The sequence below is a fragment of the Leptospira chreensis genome, assembly GCF_016919165.1.
Lineage (GTDB): Bacteria > Spirochaetota > Leptospiria > Leptospirales > Leptospiraceae > Leptospira_A > Leptospira_A chreensis.
In genome coordinates, this window is the sequence record NZ_JAFFPS010000031.1 from 12275 (window position 1) to 29843 (window position 17569).

A 17569-nucleotide genomic window follows, 5' to 3' on the forward strand; every position below is an offset into this window, starting at 1 on the left:
TTAGATTAATTCTAAGTCTCAAAGCCCCTTGACAAATATCAAGGGGTCACAATAAGAACCCCAACCTGTTTTTCTTTCTTTTCTTCGTCCTTTTTAATACAAAGGAATTAGTTCTCTATACATACAGAACTGATAAAGATTAAGGAGAGAAACATTGGCTACGGAAAAAACTCAATATGACGATTTTATCGTAAAAGGGTTTATCATTTCAGCGTTAGTCTGGGGCGTTGCATCAATGACATTCGGTGTCATTATTGCCTTCCAGCTTGTATATCCACAGCTGAATTTGGAATTACCTTGGACGAGCTTCGGAAGGTTACGACCTCTACATACCAATGCAGCCATTTTTGGATTCGCATTGAGTGTTATCTTCGCCACAGCCTACCATACGGTACAAAGATTGTGTCGGACTAGAATGTGGAACGACACACTTTCCAAAATACACCTGGCATTGTATAACTTAACAATTGTCCTAGCTGCAATTACATTACCACTTGGATACAGCCAATCAAAAGAATATGCCGAACTAGAATGGCCTATCGACTTATTGCTTGTTGTATGGTATGTGATTTTCTTTGCAAACTATCTGATGACGGTGATCAAACGAAAAGAAGAACAAATGTATGTAGCGATTTGGTTCTACATTGCTTCTTTTGTTACAGTTCCACTGCTTTTTATCGTAAACAACCTTGTGATCCCAGCAGGATTCTTAAAATCCTACTCGGTATACGCAGGTGTGTTTGATGCCAACATCCAATGGTGGTATGGACACAACGCAGTAGCCTTTGTTCTTACAACACCGTTTTTGGGACTAATGTATTACTACCTCCCAAAACACATCAAACAACCCATTTACTCGCATAGACTTTCGATCATTCACTTCTGGTCGTTAATCTTTATTTATATCTGGGCTGGTCCTCACCATTTACTTTACTCACCAATTCCAGAATGGTTACAAACAACAGGGATGGTATTCTCCATCATGTTATGGATGCCTTCTTGGGGAGGAATGCTCAATGGATTTTTAACACTCACTCAAGCCAAAGACAAAATCAAAGTGGATGCTACCCTCAAAATGATGTTAGCTGCTATCACTTTTTACGGTATGTCAACATTTGAAGGTCCACTACTTTCCATTCGTGCTGTTTCCGCTCTTGGACACAACACTGACTGGATCATTGGTCACGTTCACTCAGGAACTCTCGGTTGGGTGGGATTTATGTCTGCGGCAGCTTTATACTACCTAGTGCCAAGACTTTGGAACTCCAATCTCTATAGCGAAAAACTTGCCAACGCTCATTTCTGGCTCGGGACTCTCGGTATCCTACTCTACATCATTTCTATGTGGGTGTCTGGAATTACGGAAGGTTCTATGTGGCGAGCAGTTGGTGAAAACGGCGAACTCGTATATAAAGACTGGGTAGAAATTGTTGAGTTCTTAAAACCTTTCCGACTATTCCGTGCGATTGGAGGAACACTCTATCTAACAGGAATTTTACTGATGGTGTATAACTTTATCAAAACCATTCAAAACAAAGATAGTGGGTTTGTAGAACAAGACTTACGTATAGGAGTGAAATCATAATGTTAGGATTTAATAAATTCTTAGATTGGTTTTCTGAAATTGCAGACCGTTGGGACACCAAAGGTGTTAAGTTTACTCTGTATACAACGATTGCCGTTGTGATTGGTGGACTTTTCGAACTGGTTCCTCCATTTTTTCTAACAAAAACGGTAACTCCAATTTCCACTGTAAAACCTTACTCGGCATTGGAACTGGCAGGTCGTGACACTTACCAAAAAGAAGGATGTATCGGATGCCATACGCAAATGGTTCGTCCATTCAAATGGGAAGTGGATCGTTTTGACCCAGCGAAGGCTTATGGACGAGCTGGATACTCTAAAGGTGGTGAGTTTGTTTATGACCACCCATTCCTTTGGGGATCTAAACGAACAGGTCCAGACCTAGCTCATGAATCTCAAATGTTACGCTCTGACGAATGGCATAAAAACCATTTGATCAATCCAAGAACTGTGGGAGGTGTACCTAACTCGATTATGCCAGCCTATCCATGGTTATTCGAAGCATCTCACAAGATTGATGTAGAACAAGTTTTATCTAACATGAAGGCTCTAAAAACCATCGGCGTTCCTTACACAGACGAAGACTTTGCCAACGCACCTTCTCTTCTAAAGGACAAAACCGAAGGAGAGGCACTCGTTGCATATTTGCAAAAACTGGGAAGAGATTCTGCTGAATTGCAAAAAGGTATGAAGTAAAATCATGAACGAAGCAGATATTCTACTCGTTTATAAAAGTCTGAGATTGCCGATCCTCGTGATCGCAATCTCTTACATCACCTACTACGTTTATAAAAAACGTACGAAAGACGAAATGGAGAAACCCAAGTATAGAATGCTTGAGGAGGATTAATACGAATGAAAGAACCAAAAGAAGTAGACGGAATCTTCCAAGCCGACAACCCCATGCCCACTTGGTGGAAATTGGTCTGGCTCATCAGTATCATCGTTTCCATAGGTTATGTTGTATACTTTCACTGGTATTCCGAATGGCCACAAGACGTTGCCTTTGAAAAGGAAGTTGCCGAACATGAAGCACAATTCCCAGCAAAACAAGCGGTGGTTGTGAATGCAGAAGACGGATCGAACCCTTATCGTGATGATGCAGTAGCTATCAAAGAAGGTGAAGGAACTTACAAACAAATTTGTTCTGCTTGCCATGGCCCAACTGCCGAAGGTGCTGTCGGACCAAGTCTTGTAGACAAAGATTGGCTTCACGGGAATACCGATAAAGAAGTGTTCAACAATATCATGAAAGGTGTAGGACCTGAAAGACAAAAACTCAACCGAGGGGGAATGCCTGCTTGGGAAGGGTTAGGTGCTGAAAAAGTGTATGCCGTGATGGCATGGCTTGCTACTAAAAATGATAGTTTGGTAAAGGCTAAATAAAGATGATCATTTCAAGACCTCAATCAGGAAAAGTAAGAACACGAAGAAATTTCGTTATGAGTTTTCTCGTGGGGTTATTTTTAGCAGCTCCATGGGTGGTGTTATCAGATGGTAGCCCCCTCATTCGGCTGGACATCCCACGTAGGATGTTTCACCTGTTTGGCGGTCTTTTTATCCCACAAGAAGGTTTAATCTTATGGTTTTTTCTTCTGACAATGGGTCTCTCTCTTTTCTTTTTCACCTCCGTCATTGGCCGAGTCTGGTGCGGATGGGGGTGTCCCCAAACCATATATACCGATCTATTCGATAGAATTGGTCGGTTTGTTTTGAATTCAAAATATGGAAAGAAGGATGCTTCCCTTCATGGAAAACTCACTGTATATTTTCTTTGGATTGTGGTTTCCTTCATTGCTTCCTTCCATTGGATTGCCTACTTTGTCAGTCCCTATGAAATGTTAGCTGGGTTTCTAAACCTTGCCGCATTTCAAGAAACTTACTTCTATTATACATTATTTTTTACAGCGGCGATGTTTATCGATATCGGATTTGTCCGAGAACAGTTTTGCCGTTATGCTTGCCCCTATGCTAGATTCCAAACCCTCCTTATGGATGAACATTCTTGGAATGTGACTTATGACTTCAAACGAGGGGAACCTCGTCGAGATGGAAAAACCAAAATTGGAGATTGTATATCTTGTAATATGTGTGTGGTGGTTTGTCCCACAGGTATCGATATTCGCGATGGCCTTCAAGTAGGTTGTGTGGCCTGCGGAAAATGTGTGGATGCTTGTACATCCATCATGGCAAAAGAAAACAAAAAAACACTGATCGGATATTTTTCTCTCAAACAAATTGAAACTGGTGAAAAAATCAAATGGATTCGACCAAGGACAGTTATCTACGCGATTCTACTTACAGTTGTCATCGTTGGTGCAACCATTCAGCTCATCACAAGAAGTCCTATGTCGATGATTGCAGCATCCAATAAATCGATGCCACCGATTTTGATTCCTGATAATAAAATCAGGGCCTTTGTGGCCCTTCGTATTCAAAATATTGCTCCGGTAGAAAAAGAATTTCAACTCTCTGCCTTTGATACAAGACATGGGAAAAAAATTCTAGTTCGTTCTGGAGAAGAAAACAACCAATTCAAATTAGGATCAGGCGAAATTAAAAGTATCTCTGTGGTTCTAGAGACAGAATCTCTCACAGAACAAGAATTAAATGAAGGTTACTTACCAGGTTCCATTGTATTAAACAATGCAGAGGATCCAGACGAACGATTGGAGAAAAAACTCTCCTTAACATTACCAAGGAGGTAGTGATGTTTAAAGATTTACACCCAAGTCTACGAAGTGCCATGTATGTGGTTCTCTTTAGTTTTACAGCCCTTGTGGCGGCTACTTTTTACACGATCCGTCTCACTTACAAAAGTTTTGAACCTGTAATGGATAAAAACTATTACGAAATTGGTCTGAACTATGAAAAGGCCATCGAGAATCAAAAAGAACTTTTGAAACAAGGTTTTCTGATTAAATCCAACTGGGACAACCAAACCATCCTACCTTTAGGAGAATCTGAAATCGCTGTGCAATTAGAAAAAGCGGGGGCCCTCACCCAAGCAAGTTCGATCACAGTGTTTCTGGAACGAAATGCGACCACAAAGAACACAGCACATTACAACTTAAAACAAAATGCCAATGGTTTTAGTGGAAGAATCCCTCTTGTAGAAAAGGGAACTTGGAATTTGCGACTGGTTGCAGACATTGAAGGCAAATCCTTTGAAAGAGAAGGAAAGATCTTAGTGCAATGAACGATAGCCTAACTCACGCAACAAAAACCGAATGTGACCATTGTGGGAATCCCATCCGATTGGTGAGGATTGAAGCCAAGGTTGGAAGCGATACAAAGGTATTTTGTTGCGAAGGTTGTGAGACGGTTTATTCCATTATCAATTCGTTAGGTGGAAGTTATTATTATAATTTAAAAGGAAATACCAAACTCGATCCCGTTCGTATCGAGGACTCAGATACGGAACTTGAAAACGATCTAGTATACGAAAAATTTGTTCGTACATCGGGAGACTATTCCGAAGTTTCGATTCAAATCACAAATATTCATTGTTCTGCTTGTGTTTGGATCAATGAAAAAGTTTTAAATGAAGAAGACGGGATTCTTTCTGCTCAAATCAATTTCGCTTCTGGGCGAGCGAGAGTTCGTTTTGATCGTTCTAAAATCAAAATCTCCCGTATCCTAACACTCATCCGTGCCATTGGTTACAAACCAGTCCTATTCTCCCCAACAGAAGGAACACTCGAAAAAACAAAACAGCTAAAAACCCTACTCCTTCGGATTGGTGTGGCTGGATTTTGTTTTGGTAATATTATGATTTTGAGTGTGGCTTTATACTCGGGATATTTTTCTGGAATTGATTTGGACATCAAACGTCTCTTCCATTATGCTTCCTGGGTATTTGCCACCCCTGCATATTTGTATTCTGGATATCCGTTTATGTCCGGATTTATAACAAGCGTCAAACGGCGCACCCTATCCATGGACTTCCTGTTATTTTTAGGAATCTCTATGGCTTACTTCTATTCCGTTTATGTAACACTCACTGACATTGGAGAAGTATACTTTGATTCGGTAGCAATGATTTACTTCTTTATTTTGATAGGGAAATACTTCGAAGAAAAAGCAAGGGTCTTTGCTTCTGATAAACTCGAATCCATTCTTTGTAAACTCCCCGAGACCTCCATCCGTGTGACTGAATCAGGAGAAAGTTTGATCCCGAGTACTGAGATCAAAATCGGTGATACCATCCGAGTGGCCCCAGGGAAACGAATCCCTGTGGATGCCGTTCTTATCTCTGAACAAACTTATCTGGATGAATCTTTTTTGACTGGTGAGTCCTTACCCATTCGAAAGAAAAAAGGTGACCCCATCCTTGCTGGCTCTCTTGCTATGGATAACCCAGCCTTTATCATCGCGGGTTCCGATTACCATGCCTCCACCTTGTCCTCCCTCAAACTACGGTTAGAAGAAGCCTTACATCTCAAACCTAAATTACAAATTTTAACAGAAAGAATCGCATCCTATTTCATCACTGTTGTCTTTGGACTTGCCATCCTTTGTTTCTTTGTTTGGTATTTTGTATCGGGAGGAAATCTAGAACAGAGCCTTGTCACAACCATTTCGGTTCTTATTGTGGCCTGTCCTTGTGCTTTAGGGATCTCAGTTCCGACAGCCCTTGTCACCAATCATATTCTGAATGCGGATAAAGGAGTCCTTTTAAAAAATCCTTCTGTTGTGGAAGCACTGGCAAAAGCCAATACCATCTTTTTAGACAAAACAGGGACTCTCACCGAAGGTAAGTTTTTAGTGAGACAAGTTTCCGTGGCTGACGACCACCTACCTCTTGTTTACCGAGTAGAAAAAGAAGTAAACCACCCATTAGCCAAATCCCTTGTGAAGTATCTAGAACCTTTTAGTTCTGTCAAAGATAGAGCAAACTGCATCCAATTACTCAATTTAGAGAATATTCCCGGAAAAGGTGTGAAAGCAAATTTAGAAATAGATTCTAAAGTATTTGCAGTTCTCATAGGAAACAAATCTCTTCTTGAATCCGAAAACATTCTTATGGAAACTTTACCGGAAGGAGAAGGTTCTTTAATCCTACTTGCAGTGAACGGAATCTATTTAGGAAATTTTCTACTCGCAGATGAAATCCGACCGGGCACCCGTTCTTTTGTATCCTTACTCAAACACTTTGTTCCGAACATTTCCATCCTCTCTGGGGATCGTTATCCAGCGGTACGATTCATTGCTGAATCACTGGGAATTGAAAAATATACATCCGACCTTTCCCCAGAAGACAAAAGAAATCTCATCAGTTCGTCTCAAAACAAAGGAAATATAGTCATCATGGTGGGAGATGGGATCAATGATAGTTTGTCTTTGGCACAAGCCAATGTATCCATTTCTCATACAGAGGCAGAGGATCTTTCTCTAGAAAAATCAGATGTGGTTTTGACTTCAGGGAATTTAAATGGACTGGTCCATTCCCTACTCTCTGCTAAAAAAACAAGAGAGGTGATTTTACAGAATATCATCATCTCTTTCTGTTACAATTCCATCATGTTGCCTCTAGCCATGTTTGGACTGATGTTACCTGTGATCTGTGCCGTGTTTATGGCTTGTTCTAGCTTGACAGTCCTTCTCAATTCTCTATCCATTAGATTTAGGATCCCCCAATGGAAGCCCTCTACTTAACCATCCCCATGGCAATGTGTATTGCCGCCTTCTTTCTTTATGTTTTTATCACAGCCTTTCGCAAAGGTCAGTTTGAAGACATAGAGTCTCCCAAGTATCGAATGTTCTTCGAAGAAGAATATCCGCAAAGTAATACCCAAACGAAACCAAATTCACAAGATGGACCAACTAGCAAATCTTAGCTTTTTTGGTTCCATACTTTTGTATGGATTTATCAGCAGTTTTCATTGTTTGGTGATGTGTGGGCCTTTTGTTTCTCTTTTACAAACAGAATCAGGGAGAGCAGTTCCCATCTATCTTTATCATCTAGGACGAGTCATCTCTTATACTTTTTTAGGTATGGTACTTGGATTTTTTGGGAAAGGTGCCAATGCTTTGGGGGATCTAACTGCTATTAAAGGGGTAGCCGGCGTTTTTACTTTTTTGTTCCTCATTCTATTTGCCATTCGAACTTATACTGGTGGCAAGTCCTCTTCCTTTGGTTCTTTGCCAAAAGGGATTCGAAAGTTTTTAGAGCATGTGCGTTCTAAGTTTAGTAAAAATGGACTTGGATTTGGGATTGGAATCGTCAGTGCCCTTCTCCCTTGTGGAGTTTTATATCCTGCTTATGCTGCTTCCTTCGCCACTGGAAATCTGCTAACGGGAGGTCTTGTGATGTTTTTCTTTTATTTGGGAACGGTTCCTGCGCTCACGGGCCTTGGATTTTTTGTTGGAAGGTGGAGACAGCATATCCCAACGAAATGGATTCCCGCCTTTGGTACAGTGGTGATTCTAACTTCTCTTAGTTTTTTACTTTATCGTTTGTTCTTTCATGCCCACGGAGAGTCTTGCGACCATCTACTGTGACATATCTTCCTAAACTAAATTCAATTTAAGACTGGAAACCTCTCCCTCGGAAGTATTTCTCTTTGAAATGACTGACCATATCTTGATTGATTTTGGTATCGTTTGTATTTCCAATCACAGCAATGAGTTTTTTTGCTAAGTTTCTGTCATGATTGACTAACCATCGTTTGTATTGAGTATTGAGTTCCGATTCCCCAACAAGGATGACCTCGTTCGGTGATTGTAAAGTGTTTGTAATGTCTTCAAAATCCCAGACATCTGCCTCTGTTGGTTTCTCCCAAGTTTTAGATCGCATTTGATCGGATTCAAATTTAATCATTTCAATTCTCTTTTTGTTGAGGTAGAGGATGCAGGCATTCATACTTTCACTTCCCTGAGTTTAGTATGACAGAAAAGAAAACTTAAATCATTCTCTTTTTAAAAAACTCCTTTAGGGAATCCCTGATATTTATCATTGATAAATATCAATCCATACTCAAACTCACAATGGACTCTGAACTTAGTTCATCTACCAAGTAATGCATGTTAGTTGAAAGTTCTGAAGGTTCAATGACAAATTCATTGAAAAAAAATAGGGAAAAGACTAAAGCGGACGCTGCCAAGCTGGCATAAACTCTCCGTTTTGTCTTTTCCGTTCGAATTCTTGCTTTGGTAGAACGTACCAACCGCAATTCGAAATCAGAATCATTCAAAAGTTGTTCCCATTTTTTAGGATTCTTGGAATTCATTTTTTCCTCCTGGTATATGTTTGCGGATCCACTCTTTGGTTCGGAACAAACGTGACTTCACTGTTCCTTGTTGGATCTCTAATTCCTTTGCAATTTCTTCCATCGTGTTTCCAGCCAAATACAGACGAAGGGTTTGGCGGTATACTTCAGGGATTTGTCCAAGCATGGATTCGATCCATTCTTCTTTTTCCCATCTAGACTCTTCCCTTACACCCGAAAGTTGAACTTTGTTTTTGACTAAGTATCGTTTTGCCTTTTCTTCTTCCTTCAACCGTTTTTCATTCATGCGAAGAGATTCGTTACGAGCAATGGTGTAGATCCAAGTAGAAATTTTGGACCTTCCATCGAACCCACCCTTCTCTAGAGATTTGAAAGCCCGGAAGTAAACTTCCTGAACCACATCTTCGGTTGCATCATCAAAACGGTCGATGAGGGTATCACCGACCGTTTTTAGAACCAAATATTTGGTTTCTTTGACTACTGTTTCGAAGTCAAACTCAAGCATTGTTTACTCTTCCGGTGGTTGGTGGCGACTTGCGAAACGTTCCACTAAATCAGCAAATTTTTCCCTTTGTTCTGGTTTTAATACCGCATGGAATTCAACGAGTTTGGTTTGGAAAAACTTACGCATCTCTTGGTGGCGAGTTTCTCTATCAATACTCATTTTATCCAATAACTTCGTATCGATTTTTTCTGCACGAATTTGTGTTGCCATCTCTTTGGCCCAAGATTCATGTTTTGGTTTCATTTCCTTGTGTTTGGCAATGAGTTCCGCTTTGATGGTTTCCAATTTAGCTTTTTGAGTTTCATCTAAATCGAGTTTAGATGTCAGTTTAGAAGCCACCCATTCGATGCGTTTTTCGAAATCTTTGTGTCCACGGCAATTTCCAAATGCAAATGCCATCACCGATACAAGACCGACTGTTGTTGTAATTTTTAAAACTTGTTTGAGAGAGATCATAAAACCTACCTTGTTTGTTTGGTGAATATGACCCGGAAGATGGAGGTAGGGTTCCCTACCCCAGAAAAAAAGAGGCAGGGAATTTAAAAAAAAATTAGAAACTAGGGAACGGATCTCCAGTAATGAAACCATCTGTTTTCAAATCTTGGCAAGAAATGATATTGGCCACTAGTGATCCAAGTAAAAAACCTTTGAATCCTTGGATATCAGCAATACACTGATCCACATCCGCTTTTACATAGTATTTTGCAGGGTCAATGCTTGCAATATCGCCCGCAAGCAAACTAATAAGAGAGATACTCGGTCTTCCTGCCAAAACAGTGGAATTGATAAGATCGGTTTGGATGGCCGCATCTGTAATTCGAGAAGCTACTACAGATCCTTTTTCACGATCAATCGTTGCACCTGCAGGATTTAAGATCAAGCAGTTGGTTAGCGAAAACGCTAAAGCAACAAAAAGTATTTTTTTTAACATAAATGTTTCCTTGGATAATGGTTTCACCAAATCTAAACTATCTATATTTCTGTTTCAAGAAAAAACTAACAAAGAGTCTCAATTTAACAACGGTCAATCGCCCACAATGAAGATTGTGAGGAGCCAATTGTTTTTCTTTTTTTCAAAGAAAGCTCTGTAGTCAAGAGGACTACGTAAAAACCTGTCACATACATAACCAGGTTTCCCTTGTGGTGTACAAATCTTCTTCCAATTACAATTACTTTCTTTTTCGAGACGCCTTCCATCCAAATCATCTGCTTCTGATCTAACAATTTGATAACTAAGCTGCGTAATGGACTTAGATTCTTTGGAGGCATCTTCTCTTACATTGACGTTCTTTCCAATGATAAGGTAATGAGTGAAAGGATCGTAATCGCCAGGGAAGGTTTCAAAAAAATAAGGAGCCACCATCTGGCCTTCTTTGTTCTGACGAAAGCCTAATTTCACAACTTCCTCCATCAATTCCCAAAAATTGGAAGTCGATGGTTTTTCTGTTAGTTGGAATGATTTTAAAAAATCTTTTTTCCCCGCTTCCGCACCGAAGGAAAAATGAATGTCATTATCGATTACTTCTTCCAAGGCCTTTCGATCTTTGGTTTTCAGAATTTTTAGGAATTTGGTTTTGAATTCGTTAAAACTTTTGTCCTTCGCCGAATGATCGATAGGTGTTAAGGTCTTCGGAGGGAAGGGATCACAAGGCAAAAGAACCGATGGAAGAAGGAAAACAAAAAGAGCAATCTTGTATTTTAGCATAAAACTTGCAAAAAGGATACTCCGAAGGCTTAAAGAATCAATTCTTTTTCGAGACATTCACCGCAAGGGAGCATTGTTTTGTGATCCCCAAATTCTCTCGGATTTCTTCCAAGGAAAGTTTTTTCCGTTTGAGCTCACATACCTTTAAGAAGAGTTCTGAATACTCTTTGTCCAATTTTTCGCCCTCTTCATCTTCTTCTGTCAGTACGAGTTTGGCAATATCGACACAAGACCTTTCCGATTCGGGTAATAATTGGAAAATGGTTTTTACAGTTTCTTCCTTTTGTTTGCAAGAAGCACCTGTCGGTTGTTTTTCCTTTCCAAGAAGCGACGAAAGGAAAAGGAAGGAAATGGAGAGGAGGAGGAAAGATCGGATTTTGGACATCGGCAACATAAATCTTCTTCCCATTTGGATTTGGTCGAGTATCTTTCGTCCTATCCAAGAGAATTTAGAAACCTATGAGCCAAACCATACGCAGAGAACACGACCTTTTGGGGGAACGAGATCTCCCCGCGGATGTTTACTGGGGGATCCACACCCTAAGGGCCTTGGAAAACTACCCCATTACTGGAAAAACCATTGGCACTTATCCCGACTTAGTGCGGGCCCTTGCCTATATCAAAAGGGCTTCGGCAAAAGCCAATTTACAACTGGGCCAACTTTCCAAAGAAAAAACAAAGATGATCACCGATGCTTGTGACAGAATCCTTGCGAACGAATTCCATTCGGAATTTGTAGTGGATGTGATCCAAGGTGGGGCCGGGACTTCCACGAATATGAATGCTAATGAAGTGATCACAAACATTGCCCTAGAAATGAATGGTTTTGCCAAAGGAGACTATACCCACCTCCATCCGTTAAACGACGTCAACATGTCACAAAGTACAAACGATGTCTATCCCTCATCTTTGAAAGTGGCTGCGGTTTTTGCCATCAAAGGGTTACTCGCGGCTATGGAGGAGCTCCAATTCGCTTTTCGCAGAAAATCAGAAGAGTTTAAAGATATTTTAAAAATTGGCAGAACCCAATTACAAGATGCTGTTCCTATGACTCTCGGCCAAGAATTTTCCACATACGATGTCATGTTAGGTGAAGATATCAGCCGATTGAAAGAAGCAACCTCTCTCATTGGAGAAATCAATTTAGGTGCCACAGCCATTGGTACAGGAATTAATACAGACATTCGGTATTCTCAGATTGTTACCGATATTTTATCCAACGACACTGGCCTTAGCCTGGAAGCAGCTCCCAATTTGATTGAAGCCACACAAGACACAGGCGCCTTTGTACAGTTATCTGGCGTACTCAAACGGATTGCGACCAAACTTTCCAAAGTATGTAATGACCTAAGACTCCTTTCCAGCGGACCACAAGGTGGGTTTAATGAAATCAATCTTCCGGCGAAGGCAGCAGGTTCTTCCATTATGCCTGGGAAAGTAAATCCCATCATTCCAGAAGTAGTGAACCAAATCGCTTATGAAGTGATTGGAAACGACATCACCATCACCATGGCCTCCGAAGCGGGACAACTCCAATTGAATGCCTTTGAACCTATCATTGCTCATAGCCTATTCAAAAGTATTGAGCACCTAACAGCTGGTTGTAAAACTTTAAAAATCAATTGTATCAATGGTATTACTGCCAACCGAGAACTACTGGAATCCAGAGTCAAAACTTCTGCAGGACTTGCCACTGCTTTAAATCCATACATTGGGTATGAGAATGCCACCCTTGTAGCAAAGAAAGCGCTATCAGAAAACAGGTCTGTTGAATCCATCGTTCTTGAACTCGGTTTATTAGATGAAAAAAAATTAAAAGAGATCCTAAGACCCGAAATTCTCACATCACCTCATACAATTTGAGGTTGGATTATTTCTTGATTTCTTTTTATTTTTAGAGAAAATACGCTCGGTTCTATTCGTAATTTATGAAACAATTAAGTATGGTATTCCTAGTTGAAGATGACATGATCACAACATTTCTCATCAAAACTTTGATGGAGAAATTTTCCTTTGCTGACGAAATCCATGGATTTCACAATGGGGAGGATGCATTGAATGCCCTTCTCAGTGGCACCGTAGACCCCGATTTATTGTTTTTAGATTTAAATATGCCGATTATGGATGGTTGGGAATTTTTAAGTGCCATAAATAAACACCCTAAATATGCAAAACTCCCCATCTACATCCTCACATCTTCCATTGACCCGACTGACAAAGCTCGTTCTGCGGAATACAAAAACGTCAAGGGTTACCTCATAAAACCCCTCTCCCTCAAAGATTTACAGGCTATTAACCCCGCAGTGGGCTAATGAGACATATTTTTTTCTTCAGTTTTTCCCCTCTCTGTCGATCTTAAGAGTGTGAGACTGACTGATATTCCTTCTGTATCTTCTGTGCTAAATCGGATGGAGTCCCTATCCAAACTTTCAGAAAATCCCAAGTCTCTCGTTTCCTTTCCTGATGTTTTGGAAAGGGAATGGAATCAGGCAAAACCGGCACAAAACCTGCCCAGTCCCGCAGAAGTAAGACCAAAAGACGCAATCTCCCTCCCCTTCCCAGAAGACAGATCCAAAACCTCTTTGCAATCGGATCTAGGAAAAGGACCTACCGATATTTTGGGAACCATTGAATCCATTGCGAAATCCCAAGGCATGGATCCAAATCTAGTCAAAGCCATGGTCAAAGCGGAATCAAATTTTAAACCCAAAGCCGTATCTCCCAAAGGTGCCATGGGGCTTATGCAATTGATGCCGGAAACAGCAGAATCTTTAGGTGTGTCTGATCCCTTTGATCCAGAAGACAATATTGGTGGTGGGGTAAAGTTTTTAAAAGGGCTTATGAAAGAATTCAAAGATCCGGAAAAAGCTATCGCCGCTTACAATGCCGGACCCGGAGCCGTTAAACGTTACAAAGGCATTCCTCCTTATGAGGAAACACAAAAGTACGTAAACAAAGTCAAACGTTACTATAAAGATTTTAGTTCTTAAAACTTACGATTTAGTAAAAAGTTAAATAACCAAACTTCTTCTGTAAACCTGCAGTATACACATCAAACGGATGTTTGATGGCTGTTTCAAGCCAAGCTTCATCTACTTTTTTCACAATAAAATTCAAACTCTTTTCGTTTCTAATCTTTTCTGAAGTGGCTCTTTGGATGAGAACATCATTTTCACTGATAGGAACAATGGCAAAGGATCTAGAATTACGTCGAAAGAGTCCTGACTTTTGTACCAATTGGATGTCTTGGTTCCAAATCCCATTCACATAGAGAAACGATTTGTCAGTCACCGTTTCTTCTCGCATGTATTTGGTTTTGGTTCCTGTTTGGAAATAAAAAGCAAAGGAAAATTCTTTTGGTAAATAGATGGGATCGGATTTTAAAATCAGAGCTTGTCCAAAAGCTTTGGTAAGGTTTTTGGATTGGAGTTCCCAAGGTTCTTTATCTGCTGTTTTTAAATTTTTGAAAACAAAATAGATGGAAACGGCAATACAAAGAACAATCACAACGGATGCCGTGATGGTATTTAATTCTTTTTCTGTTTTTAATAATACATGGCCAATTCCAAGCACAACCAAAGGAAGTAAAATCAAAAGTGCAGAAGTGTACCAAGTTTTAAATAAAAAGCTGATGGAACTCGGTCCAAAAAAGTTTGTATAAGAAAAATAGAATAGAGAAAGGATAAAAAATCCGAGATAACCTAATAAAAATAAAAAGGGCACATTTCTCTTTTTATAAAACACCGATGTTTTTTGGGCAGCTTTCCTAGATCCACGAATTCCGGTAAAGATCACAAAGAAAGTAAACCCAAGATAGAACATGATAAAACTAGAAAAGAAAGCAAGAGCGGTGAAAGTTGGGAAGATAAGAAGGTCTGTCATCTTCTCTAGTCGGAATGTCAGGAAAACCAAAAGTAAAAACACAAGACAAAGGGTTTCTGTAAAATAGGATGTGGGGAACCCATAGGAAAACGGGAGAAAAGCCGCAAGGTAAACCAAAAGGTAATGGTTACGTTTCCACTCTTCTGACCTGAGTAACAACATAAACAAATGCAAAAAAAGGCTATAAAAAAGTCCGGCTAACACTAGAAAGGAAGGGATATAATTTGTCCCAAAAAGTTTCTTCCATGCCACAACAAACCAGATGGCAAGTGGCTCTCTGGCGGAAATGAGCCCCCCTTCTTCCACAGCGGACTTGATATTGGCCAAAAACTCCCATTCGGTTTCAGTAGTAGGGAAAGGTCTAAAATAAGAGAACAGTGCAAAGCCCAAACTTAAGAGTAAGATGCTAAAAATGAAAGGAAGTGGTGAAAAAGGTTTTGGGTCGCGCATCTTGGAAAAGGCTCAAATTGCCTAGTCCTGTATAAATTTTTAGGTGAAAATATTCCAGAAGATTTTCAATTATACATAGAATTTATAAAACGAGGCAAAGAATGTCCGCCGAAAAAAAAGAATACCTTCTCGTGGACGAGAATGGACAGGGAAAACCTGACAAACCATGGATTTTTAGGACTTATGCAGGGCATACCAATGCAAAAGCCTCCAATGAGTTGTACAGAAAGAACCTCTCTAAAGGCCAAACAGGGCTTTCCATTGCATTTGATCTCCCAACACAGTGTGGTTATAGTTCCGACCACGAGGTATCACGCCCAGAAATCGGAAAGGTGGGAGTTCCCATCAACTCTCTAGAAGATTTTCGTATTTTATTCGACCAGATCCCGATTGAAGAAATGAACACCTCCATGACCATCAATGGAACCTCCATGTGGTTACTTTCCCTATATGTGGCTCTTGCAGAAGAACGCGGTGTCCCTCTAGAAAAACTGAATGGGACCACTCAAAACGATCTCATCAAAGAATACCTAGCACGCGGAACCTATATCTACCCTCCAAAAGAATCCATGAAAATCATCGTGGATATGTATGAGTATAGTTTACACAAAATTCCAAAATGGAACCCCTCTAACATTTGTTCTTATCACTTACAAGAAGCAGGCGCCACTCCTGTACAAGAACTCTCCTTTGCTTTAGCAACAGCGATTGCAGTATTAGATGCCATCAAAGAAAGAAATTGTTTTACAGCAGAAGAATTTGAACAGTGTGTGGGTCGGATTTCCTTCTTTGTCAACGCAGGGATTCGTTTTGTAGAAGAGATGTGCAAAATGCGCGCCTTCACAGAAATGTGGGAAGAGATCACTACTGAACGTTACGCAGTAAAAACGGCTAAATACCGTGTGTTCCGATATGGTGTGCAAGTAAACTCTCTTGGTCTGACTGAAGAACAACCAGAGAACAACGCTTGGAGGATTCTTATCGAGTCTCTTGGTGTGACACTATCAAGAAATGCAAGATGCCGCGCCCTCCAACTCCCCGCTTGGAACGAAGCATTATCTTTACCAAGACCTTGGGACCAACAGTGGTCACTCCGACTGCAACAAGTCCTTGCTTATGAAACAGACCTACTCGAATATCCAGACATCTTCGAAGGATCGAAAGTCATTGAATCGAAAGTAAAAGCTCTCAAAGAAGAAGCCAAACTTGAAATTCAAAAAATCGTCGATATGGGTGGAGCTCTTGTTGCGATTGAAAATGGTTATATGAAATCTCAACTTGTGAAATCACAAACAGAGAGACTTTCCAAAATCAATTCCAATGAACTTGTGATTGTTGGTAAAAACAAATGGACCGACGGAATCAAGTCACCGCTCATGACAGACTCCGATGGTGGTATCTTTAAAGTAGATCCAAAATCCGCAGAACAAACATTAAACGTTTTAGCAGAAGCAAAAACACGACGTAACGCAGAACTTGCAAAAAAAACATTAGATGAATTAAAACAGGCTGCAAAAGACGGAAAAAACCTAATGCCTTTCTCCGTTGCTTGTGCGAAGGCTCTTGTGACAACGGGAGAATGGGCTGATGCTCTTCGCGAAATCTACGGAGAATACAACCCACCTACTGGTGTGGATGGCCAAAAACTCTTTTTGTCTGATGATAAAGTTTCTACCGTTCGGGGGAAGGTGGAAGCCTTTACAAAAGCAAACGGGCATAGACCAAAAATCGTTGTAGGAAAACCTGGACTCGATGGCCACTCCAACGGAGCCGAAATGATTGCCGTTTCTGCAAAACACAGTGGTTTTGACGTGATTTATTCCGGAATTCGCCTTTCTCCAGAAGAGATTGTTCAGTCCGCAGTGGAAGAAAATGCCAATGTGATTGGACTCTCCATTCTTTCTGGTTCGCATAAAGAAATCGTAAAACAGTTGTTTGATGAACTTGCTCACTACAAGGCAAAAATCCCTGTTGTGATTGGGGGAATCATTCCTGAATCCGACTTTGACGAACTAAAAGCAATGGGAATTCGGGAAATCTTTACACCAAAAGATTATGATCTCATGTCGATTATGAACAAAATCATCGACATCATCACTGTAGAACCGGTTCTCGTTTAAACAGAAAAACCGATTTTAACTTCCATTGCAAAGCCCAGTGAATGGTTTGTAATGGGAGTTTTCTCGACTCTAATTTATTTCTTAATTATGG

21 protein-coding genes are annotated in these 17569 nt (G+C 40.4%); 13 read left to right on the forward strand and 8 right to left on the reverse strand.

Going from position 1 to position 17569, the window contains the following annotated elements:
* The first annotated feature begins 154 nt into the window (after positions 1 to 154).
* The 9 genes from ccoN to JWG41_RS09490 are packed head-to-tail and all read left to right on the forward strand — an operon-like array spanning position 155 to position 8088.
* Complete coding sequence (gene ccoN, locus JWG41_RS09450) at positions 155 to 1585, forward strand: cytochrome-c oxidase, cbb3-type subunit I (RefSeq protein WP_205269682.1); 1431 nt, start codon at positions 155 to 157, stop codon at positions 1583 to 1585.
* Entirely contained in the window at positions 1585 to 2280 is a 696-nt protein-coding gene (gene ccoO, locus JWG41_RS09455; RefSeq protein WP_205269683.1) for a cytochrome-c oxidase, cbb3-type subunit II, read from the forward strand. The genes ccoN and ccoO overlap by 1 nt, the downstream gene beginning before the upstream one ends.
* A gap of 4 nt (positions 2281 to 2284) precedes the next feature.
* On the forward strand, positions 2285 to 2434 hold the full coding sequence (locus JWG41_RS09460; protein ID WP_135578242.1) for a cbb3-type cytochrome c oxidase subunit 3: 150 nt from the start codon (positions 2285 to 2287) through the stop codon (positions 2432 to 2434).
* 5 nt (positions 2435 to 2439) lie between these two features.
* A complete protein-coding gene (locus JWG41_RS09465) occupies positions 2440 to 2970 on the forward strand; it encodes a c-type cytochrome (protein ID WP_205269684.1) in 531 nt (176 codons plus the stop codon).
* A gap of 2 nt (positions 2971 to 2972) precedes the next feature.
* Positions 2973 to 4292 (forward strand): cytochrome c oxidase accessory protein CcoG, encoded by a 1320-nt coding sequence (ccoG, locus tag JWG41_RS09470; RefSeq protein ID WP_205269685.1) that lies wholly within the window; start codon positions 2973 to 2975, stop codon positions 4290 to 4292.
* 2 nt (positions 4293 to 4294) lie between these two features.
* The gene (locus tag JWG41_RS09475; RefSeq protein ID WP_205269686.1) at positions 4295 to 4783 is read left to right on the forward strand and encodes a FixH family protein; all 489 of its coding nucleotides are present in this window, start codon (positions 4295 to 4297) and stop codon (positions 4781 to 4783) included.
* Entirely contained in the window at positions 4780 to 7242 is a 2463-nt protein-coding gene (locus JWG41_RS09480) for a heavy metal translocating P-type ATPase (RefSeq protein WP_205269687.1), read from the forward strand. Before JWG41_RS09475 ends, JWG41_RS09480 begins: the two co-directional genes overlap by 4 nt.
* On the forward strand, positions 7224 to 7424 hold the full coding sequence (locus tag JWG41_RS09485; RefSeq protein WP_205269688.1) for a cbb3-type cytochrome oxidase assembly protein: 201 nt from the start codon (positions 7224 to 7226) through the stop codon (positions 7422 to 7424). The genes JWG41_RS09480 and JWG41_RS09485 overlap by 19 nt, the downstream gene beginning before the upstream one ends.
* Complete coding sequence (locus tag JWG41_RS09490; protein ID WP_205269689.1) at positions 7402 to 8088, forward strand: sulfite exporter TauE/SafE family protein; 687 nt, start codon at positions 7402 to 7404, stop codon at positions 8086 to 8088. Before JWG41_RS09485 ends, JWG41_RS09490 begins: the two co-directional genes overlap by 23 nt.
* A 25-nt stretch (positions 8089 to 8113) precedes the next feature.
* On the opposite strand, the gene JWG41_RS09495 is transcribed toward JWG41_RS09490, so the two are convergent.
* The 7 genes from JWG41_RS09495 to JWG41_RS09525 form a co-directional block, all read right to left on the reverse strand.
* A complete protein-coding gene (locus JWG41_RS09495) occupies positions 8114 to 8407 on the reverse strand; it encodes a hypothetical protein (RefSeq protein ID WP_205269690.1) in 294 nt (97 codons plus the stop codon).
* 145 nt (positions 8408 to 8552) lie between these two features.
* Positions 8553 to 8816 carry a hypothetical protein gene (locus JWG41_RS09500; RefSeq protein WP_205269691.1) on the reverse strand — a complete coding sequence of 88 codons (264 nt, stop codon included), beginning with the start codon at positions 8814 to 8816 and terminating at the stop codon, positions 8553 to 8555.
* Complete coding sequence (locus JWG41_RS09505; RefSeq protein WP_205269692.1) at positions 8797 to 9321, reverse strand: RNA polymerase sigma factor; 525 nt, start codon at positions 9319 to 9321, stop codon at positions 8797 to 8799. The genes JWG41_RS09500 and JWG41_RS09505 overlap by 20 nt, the downstream gene beginning before the upstream one ends.
* Positions 9322 to 9324: 3 nt before the next feature.
* Positions 9325 to 9777 carry a Spy/CpxP family protein refolding chaperone gene (locus JWG41_RS09510; protein WP_205269693.1) on the reverse strand — a complete coding sequence of 151 codons (453 nt, stop codon included), beginning with the start codon at positions 9775 to 9777 and terminating at the stop codon, positions 9325 to 9327.
* A gap of 94 nt (positions 9778 to 9871) precedes the next feature.
* Positions 9872 to 10252 carry a TIGR04452 family lipoprotein gene (locus JWG41_RS09515; RefSeq protein ID WP_205269694.1) on the reverse strand — a complete coding sequence of 127 codons (381 nt, stop codon included), beginning with the start codon at positions 10250 to 10252 and terminating at the stop codon, positions 9872 to 9874.
* Between the two features lie 93 nt (positions 10253 to 10345).
* A complete protein-coding gene (locus JWG41_RS09520; protein WP_205269907.1) occupies positions 10346 to 11026 on the reverse strand; it encodes an SH3 domain-containing protein in 681 nt (226 codons plus the stop codon).
* Positions 11027 to 11063: 37 nt separating this feature from the next.
* Positions 11064 to 11420 (reverse strand): hypothetical protein, encoded by a 357-nt coding sequence (locus JWG41_RS09525; protein ID WP_205269695.1) that lies wholly within the window; start codon positions 11418 to 11420, stop codon positions 11064 to 11066.
* A gap of 65 nt (positions 11421 to 11485) precedes the next feature.
* Here JWG41_RS09525 and JWG41_RS09530 point away from each other — a divergent pair, with 65 nt between their 5' ends.
* From JWG41_RS09530 to JWG41_RS09540, 3 genes are all read left to right on the forward strand, one after another.
* On the forward strand, positions 11486 to 12889 hold the full coding sequence (locus JWG41_RS09530) for an aspartate ammonia-lyase (RefSeq protein WP_205269696.1): 1404 nt from the start codon (positions 11486 to 11488) through the stop codon (positions 12887 to 12889).
* An 80-nt stretch (positions 12890 to 12969) separates the two neighbouring features.
* Positions 12970 to 13338 (forward strand): response regulator, encoded by a 369-nt coding sequence (locus tag JWG41_RS09535; protein WP_269750432.1) that lies wholly within the window; start codon positions 12970 to 12972, stop codon positions 13336 to 13338.
* A gap of 51 nt (positions 13339 to 13389) precedes the next feature.
* Complete coding sequence (locus tag JWG41_RS09540) at positions 13390 to 14016, forward strand: lytic transglycosylase domain-containing protein (RefSeq protein ID WP_205269698.1); 627 nt, start codon at positions 13390 to 13392, stop codon at positions 14014 to 14016.
* 10 nt (positions 14017 to 14026) lie between these two features.
* Here the strand turns inward: JWG41_RS09540 and JWG41_RS09545 are convergent, their stop codons facing one another.
* Positions 14027 to 15358 carry a hypothetical protein gene (locus tag JWG41_RS09545; protein WP_205269699.1) on the reverse strand — a complete coding sequence of 444 codons (1332 nt, stop codon included), beginning with the start codon at positions 15356 to 15358 and terminating at the stop codon, positions 14027 to 14029.
* Between the two features lie 101 nt (positions 15359 to 15459).
* Here JWG41_RS09545 and JWG41_RS09550 point away from each other — a divergent pair, with 101 nt between their 5' ends.
* The gene (locus JWG41_RS09550) at positions 15460 to 17478 is read left to right on the forward strand and encodes a protein meaA (RefSeq protein WP_205269700.1); all 2019 of its coding nucleotides are present in this window, start codon (positions 15460 to 15462) and stop codon (positions 17476 to 17478) included.
* The last annotated feature ends 91 nt before the right edge of the window (positions 17479 to 17569 follow it).